The sequence below is a fragment of the Streptomyces sp. NPDC025784 genome (genome assembly GCF_055558435.1).
Genome location: NZ_JBVHMN010000017.1, coordinates 1 through 5,979, shown reverse-complemented (window position 1 = coordinate 5,979; position 5,979 = coordinate 1). Strand labels below are relative to the sequence as shown.

5 protein-coding genes are annotated in these 5,979 nt (G+C 72.6%); 1 reads left to right on the top strand and 4 read right to left on the bottom strand.

Annotated elements, in window-relative coordinates; genetic code table 11:
• The first annotated feature begins 226 nt into the window (after nt 1–226).
• Entirely contained in the window at nt 227–979 is a 753-nt protein-coding gene (locus tag ACZ4IF_RS31735) for a DUF6227 family protein (RefSeq protein WP_359496321.1), read from the top strand.
• A gap of 212 nt (nt 980–1,191) precedes the next feature.
• Here ACZ4IF_RS31735 and ACZ4IF_RS31730 read toward each other — a convergent pair whose 3' ends face one another.
• The 4 genes from ACZ4IF_RS31730 to ACZ4IF_RS31715 all read right to left on the bottom strand — a co-directional run bounded on the left by ACZ4IF_RS31730 (nt 1,192) and on the right by ACZ4IF_RS31715 (nt 5,712).
• A complete protein-coding gene (locus tag ACZ4IF_RS31730) occupies nt 1,192–1,449 on the bottom strand; it encodes a hypothetical protein (RefSeq protein WP_028804847.1) in 258 nt (85 codons plus the stop codon).
• Between the two features lie 108 nt (nt 1,450–1,557).
• The gene (locus tag ACZ4IF_RS31725; RefSeq protein ID WP_467568998.1) at nt 1,558–3,657 is read right to left on the bottom strand and encodes a PTS fructose transporter subunit IIABC; all 2,100 of its coding nucleotides are present in this window, start codon (nt 3,655–3,657) and stop codon (nt 1,558–1,560) included.
• Between the two features lie 271 nt (nt 3,658–3,928).
• The gene (gene pfkB / locus ACZ4IF_RS31720; protein ID WP_467569380.1) at nt 3,929–4,882 is read right to left on the bottom strand and encodes a 1-phosphofructokinase; all 954 of its coding nucleotides are present in this window, start codon (nt 4,880–4,882) and stop codon (nt 3,929–3,931) included.
• Nucleotides 4,883–4,950: 68 nt separating this feature from the next.
• On the bottom strand, nt 4,951–5,712 hold the full coding sequence (locus ACZ4IF_RS31715; protein WP_467568996.1) for a DeoR/GlpR family DNA-binding transcription regulator: 762 nt from the start codon (nt 5,710–5,712) through the stop codon (nt 4,951–4,953).
• Nucleotides 5,713–5,979 lie beyond the last annotated feature (267 nt).

Genomic DNA, 5,979 nt, shown 5'->3' with positions numbered 1-5,979 from the left:
GCGCCGCACACGGGCCGCACGGGCTGCAACTTGGCGTGGCGCGCGTGGCCGGGGGGACGCGCCCTCTGACGCGGGGTTTTTCCCCCCGGGGGGGCCGGGGGGGCACGGGCCCGCGCGCCCCGCCCGTTTTCTGTCCGTACGTTTTCTCGGTTCACGGACATGATGTCCGACCGAGGGGCTACGGTATGCACCCACAAGGTGACATGCAGCAACGCCGGGAGAAGCCTTGAGCGTTCCGTACGAGACAGCAGCGTACGAACCACCCGAGTCGCCCGAGTCTCCGGAGGAGCATCTCGCGCGACTCCTGGGCCGCGCCCTGAACTCCTTCGAGCTGCCCGACGAGACGATACGGCTGCTCGACTGCGCGCTGGCCCACGACAGTTCGCTGCACTCCGCGCACCACAGCGCGGGGCTGCATCGCGAGACGTACCGGCACACATGGCTGCTCGCCGACGGTTCGGCGGTCACGCTGTGGGAGCTCGTGCACAACACGGCCCCCGGCCGCGACCCTCAGCACGAGGTGTACGTGGACGAGGAGGAACTGCGCGCTGCCACGGCGCGGCTACCCCTGCCGCCGGACGCACCGGACTTCGAGCTGCCCGTGCTGGTGCAGCTGTCGCCGATCCCGGAGCCGCGCCACGCGTATGTGCCCGACGACTCGGCGGACCACGTCCGCCGGCTGCTGCGGCGCGCGGAGAACGCGGACCGGCCGGGCGACGACCTCTCGACGCTGCTGCTGCGCGAGGCGTTCGCGCACCAGATCACCCAGGCGTTCGGGAAGCCGTGCCGTGCCGGTCAGGCGGGGCTGTGCTTCTCGCTCTATGAGCATGCGTTCCTGCTGCGGGACGGGCGGGAGATCTCGCTGTGGGAGGTCGAGCACACGGCGACCCCGGACCGGCGTCACATGTGCGAGGTGTACCCGACGGAGGAGGCGGCGCGCGAGGCGATGGAGCGGCGCGCGGCGCGACTCGACCGCTGAGGGTCGGGGCCGGACCTGGGCGCAGGTGCCGGCCGCGGAGGGCGGGGTTGCTCCTGGGGGGTCTCGTTCGGATCGGCTCGGATCAGGCCGCGGCGTCCGGTGCGGTGCAGCGCAAGGCGCGGGATCACCCGCGTACTGGGCTCGGGTGGTCCGACGACGCGGCGAGGTGCCGTGCCGGGCGTCGCGGACCCGAGCTGATCCCAACCAGCGCGCTAGGGGCGGGTGTCGCCGAATCGGCGTACCAGGCCTGCGAAGGCGGCGTGTTCCTCGGGGGTGAGCTCGACCGACTCGGAGACCGGGCCGGACCGCGACTGCTCGGGAATGGCCCGCAGCGTGTCGTCCGCGCGCCGCATCGCGTCCCGCAGGCGGGCGCGGCGCATGAAGCGTGACAGCCCGACGATCCAGATGGCGGTTGCCAGGGCGATCAGGGGCACGCCTATCAGCTGAAAGGTCGACACGTGCTCAGGCATACGTCCCAGTAGACACCACGGTCCGGGACTTTGATCCCGGACCGTGACGCATCTCGCAGATGCCTTGAACAACTCACAGATGCCGTAAAGGGGCAGGAACCGCGCCCCTCACGCCGCGACCGGCTCCTGTGTCTCGGCCTTCGCCGATATCGGAGCGTCCGCGGCCCCCGCCGCGACGCCCGCCGGAGCCTGCCTGCGCATGCCCTTGAGGACGACGACGAGAGCGGCGCTCACCCCGACGCCCGCGGCGATGGCGATCAGGTAGAGGAACGGGTTGCCGATCAGCGGGACCACGAAGATGCCGCCGTGCGGGGCCCGCAGGGTGGCGCCGAACGCCATCGACAGCGCACCGGTGACCGCGCCGCCCGCCATGGAGGCGGGGATGACGCGCAGCGGGTCGGCCGCGGCGAACGGGATCGCGCCCTCCGAGATGAAGGAGGCGCCGAGGACCCAGGCGGCCTTGCCGTTCTCGCGTTCGGTCTGGGTGAAGAGCTTGCCGCGCACGGTCGTCGCCAGGGCCATGGCGAGCGGCGGGACCATGCCGGCCGCCATCACCGCGGCCATGATCTTCATCGCCGAGTCGCTGGGGCTCGCAACGGCGATGCCCGCGGTGGCGAAGGTGTACGCGACCTTGTTGACCGGGCCGCCGAGGTCGAAGCACATCATCAGACCGAGGAGGGCTCCGAGGAGGATGGCGTTGGTGCCGGTGAGGCCGTTCAGCCAGTCCGTCATGCCCTTCTGCGCGGAGGCGATGGGCTTGCCGATCACCACGAACATCAGGAATCCGACGATCGCCGCGGAGATCAGCGGGATCACCACGACCGGCATGATGCCGCGCAGGGCCGCCGGGATCCGGACCCGCTGGATGGCGAGCACCACCGCACCGGCGATGAGACCGGCGGCCAGACCGCCGAGGAAGCCGGCGTTGATGGTGAGGGAGATCGCGCCGCCCACGAAGCCGGGCACGAGTCCTGGCCGGTCGGCCATGCCGTAGGCGATGTAACCGGCCAGGACCGGCACGAGGAAGCCGAAGGAGACGACGCCGATCTGGAAGAACAGGGCTCCCCAACTGTCCGCCTGGGTCCACAGGAAGTGGTCCATGACCGAGGGCGCCTTGTTGATCCTGTAGCCGCCGATCGCGAAGCCCAGGGCGATCAGCAGACCGCCCGCGGCGACGAACGGGACCATGTAACTGACGCCGGACATCAGCCACTTGCGCAGCCGGGTGCCGTAGCCCTCGCCGGACTCGCCGGCGCGCTCGACGGGCGTGCCGTGGGCCGCCGCGGAGGTGACCTCGCCACGCGCCGCCTTGTCCCGCACCTCGGCGATGAGCGCGGCGGGCTTGTTGATGCCCGCCTTCACGCCGACGTCCACCGTCGGCTTGCCGGCGAAGCGGTCCTTGTCCCGCACCGGCACGTCGTGAGCGAAGATCACGCCGTCCGCGGCGGCGATGACCGCGGGGTCGAGGCGGGTGAATCCGGCCGAGCCCTGCGTCTCGACGACGATCTCGATGCCTGCCTCGCGGCCGGCGTTCTCCAGGGACTCGGCCGCCATGTAGGTGTGGGCGATGCCGGTGGGGCAGGAGGTGACGGCGACGACACGGAAGGGCCGCTCGGCCTCCGCGTCGGTGGCGCCCGGCGCCGGGGCGGGGCCGTCCTCGACGGTCGCACCCGGCACCGGGGCCGTGCCGTCCACGCCGGTGCCGGCGGAGGCCGCCGCGTTCGGCACCGTCGCGGAGTTCTCGGGGGCCGCGGCGGGGGCCGGGGGCTCCTCGCCGCGGATGAGCGCTGCCGCGGTCGCCGCGTCGTCCGCCGCCCGCAGCGCGGAGGTGAACTCGGCGTTCATCAGCTGACGGGCCAGGGACGACAGGATGGTGAGGTGGGCGTCGTCCGCGCCCGCCGGGGCAGCGATCAGGAAGATCAGGTCGGCGGGTCCGTCCGGTGCGCCGAAGTCGATGCCCTCCGCGCTCCGTCCGAACGCGAGCGTCGGCTCGGTGACGTGCTCACTGCGGCAGTGCGGAATGCCGATGCCGCCGTCCAGGCCCGTCGGCATCTGGGCCTCGCGAGCCGCCACGTCGGCGAGGAAGCCGTCGAGGTCGGTCACCCGGCCCAGGGCGACCATGCGTTCGGCGAGGGCGCGCGCCGCCGCTTCCTTCGTATCGGCGGACAGGTCGAGGTCGACCAGGTCCGCGGTGATCATCTCGCTCATCGCGGGCTCCTTCGCACGCGTATCGCCCGTGGGGATTCGTGGGCGGGGGTGGGGACGGGGACACTGCGCCCAGAGGGAACTGGGGTGAGGGGGGTGAGGGGGGTGAGGGGGGTGAGGGGGGTGAGGGGGGTGAGGGGGGTGAGAGGTGTGCGGGAAATGGCGGCGGTGGTGCAGGGGGCTGCGGGATCGGGGAGGCCCCGCCGTTCGGCTGTGGCGAGGGAGGGGAGTCCTCGCCGTATCAGGGGCGTACGGGCCGACCGGGCGGCCGCGGTCATGGCACCGGCTCCGTGAGGGGAAGGTCCATCGGGATCTCCGTCGTGACCGTCACCGCGGAGGCGTCGAGGTCGGCCGGTCCAGGCATCACGCTGCCGGGGAGCTGGACGGCGGCCGCGCCGTGGGCGACGGCGGAGGCGAGCGCGGCGGGACCGCGGCCGCCGGCGATCAGGAAGCCGGCGAGCGAGGAGTCGCCGGCGCCGACGTTGCTGCGTACGACGTCGACGCGGGCGCTGCCGAACCAGGCGCCCGTCTCCTCCACCAGCAGCTGCCCGTCCGCGCCCAGGCTCGCGAGCACGGCGCGTGCGCCCTGCTCGCGCAACTCCTCCGCCGCCTTGACGGCGTCGCCCACTGTGGCGAGCGGGCGCCCGACGGCCTCCGCGAGTTCCTCGGCGTTCGGCTTCACCACGTCGGGCCCCTCGCGCAGTGCCTCCCGCAGTGCCTGGCCGGACGTGTCCAGCGCGATCCGGGCGCCCGCCGCGTGGGCCCGCGCGACGAGATCGGCGTACCAGGACGGCGCGAGCCCGCGCGGAAGGCTGCCGCAGCAGGCGATCCAGTCGGTGTTCCCGGGGCGGTAGTGCCGACGGACCGTCTCCAGGAGGAGTTCCGCCTCGGCGGCGGAGAGTTCGGGACCCGGTGCGTTGATCTTGGTGAGCGTGCCGTCGGGTTCGGCGACCGAGATGTTCGAGCGGGTGGCTCCGGCGACCGGGACCGACGCGACCTCGATGCCCTGCGCGTCGAGCAGCTCGGCGACGAGTGCGCCGGGGGCTCCGCCCAGCGGGAGGACGGCGACCGTGTGCCGTCCGGCCGCGGCGGCCGCGCGCGAGACGTTCACGCCCTTGCCGCCCGGGTCCATGCGTTCGCCGGTGGCTCGGATGACCTCGCCCCGGTCGAGCGACGGGACCTCGTACGTACGGTCGAGGGAGGGGTTGGGGGTGACGGTCAGGATCATGCGCACTCGTTTCTCGGACACGGCACTGACGGGCCCGCGTTCTCCACACGGCACTCGCGTGCCGTGCTCTATACACACAGCACTTCGGTGCCGCCCCGCTCGACGGAGGCGGCGTCTTCGGGGCTCAGCCCGCGGTCGGTGATCAGCAGGTCCACGTCGCACAGGTCGCCGAAGCGGGCGAAGTGCTCCTGGCCGCTCTTGGACGAGTCGGCGAGCAGCACCACGCGGCGCGCGGCGTGCAGGGCGGCGCGCTTGACGGCGGCCTCGGCCAGATCGGGGGTGGTCAGTCCGTAGTCGGCCGAGAAACCGTTGGCCGCGACGAAGAGGACGTCGGCGCGGATCTCGCCGTACGCGCGCAGCGCCCAGGCGTCGACGGCGGCGCGGGTACGGTGCCGGACGCGCCCGCCGACGAGGTGGAGCTGGATGCCGGGGTGGTCGGCGAGGCGGGCGGCGATGGGCAGGCTGTGGGTGACGACGGTGAGCGTCGCCTCCAGGGGGAGGGCATCGGCGAGCCGGGAGACGGTCGATCCGGCGTCCAGGATCACCGTGCCGTCGCCGGGCAGTTCGGCGAGGGCGGCCCGCGCTATGCGGTCCTTCTCGTCGGCGGACGTGGACTCGCGCTCGGCGAGGTCGGGCTCGAAGTCCAGGCGGCCGGCCGGGATCGCCCCACCGTGCACGCGGCGTACGAGACCCGCGCGGTCGAGGGCCTTCAGGTCCCGGCGGATGGTCTCCGCGGTGACCTGGAACTCCTCGGCCAGCGAGAGCACATCCACCCGTCCGCCGTCACGGGCGAGCCGCAGGATCTCCTGCTGCCGCTCCGGTGCGTACATGTCCGCTCGCCTCCGCTTGATGCCCGAACTTGTGGTTTCCCTCGGAGGCTACGCCCGGATTTCTGGAAAGTAAACAGGTTCGGGCTTGATTCGGGCATGAACGGACTTCTGTGTGTGCGGTGCCGGGCCGTGGCTGGTTCGCCGTCTGTGCGGTGGGTGGGCGCCGTCTGTGCGGTGGCCGTTTCGCCGTCTGTGCGGTGGGTGGGTCGGGGCCGTGCCGGTGATCCGCCCGTTGCAGCCCTTGTCTGGTCCGGTGTGTCAGTGCGG

Coding starts and splice junctions, on each gene's coding strand:
- ACZ4IF_RS31725 (WP_467568998.1), bottom strand. CDS start 3,657: ATGAGCGAGATGATCACCGCGGACCTGGTCGACCTCGACCTGTCCGCC.
- ACZ4IF_RS31730 (WP_028804847.1), bottom strand. CDS start 1,449: ATGCCTGAGCACGTGTCGACCTTTCAGCTGATAGGCGTGCCCCTGATC.
- pfkB (WP_467569380.1), bottom strand. CDS start 4,882: ATGATCCTGACCGTCACCCCCAACCCCTCCCTCGACCGTACGTACGAG.
- ACZ4IF_RS31715 (WP_467568996.1), bottom strand. CDS start 5,712: ATGTACGCACCGGAGCGGCAGCAGGAGATCCTGCGGCTCGCCCGTGAC.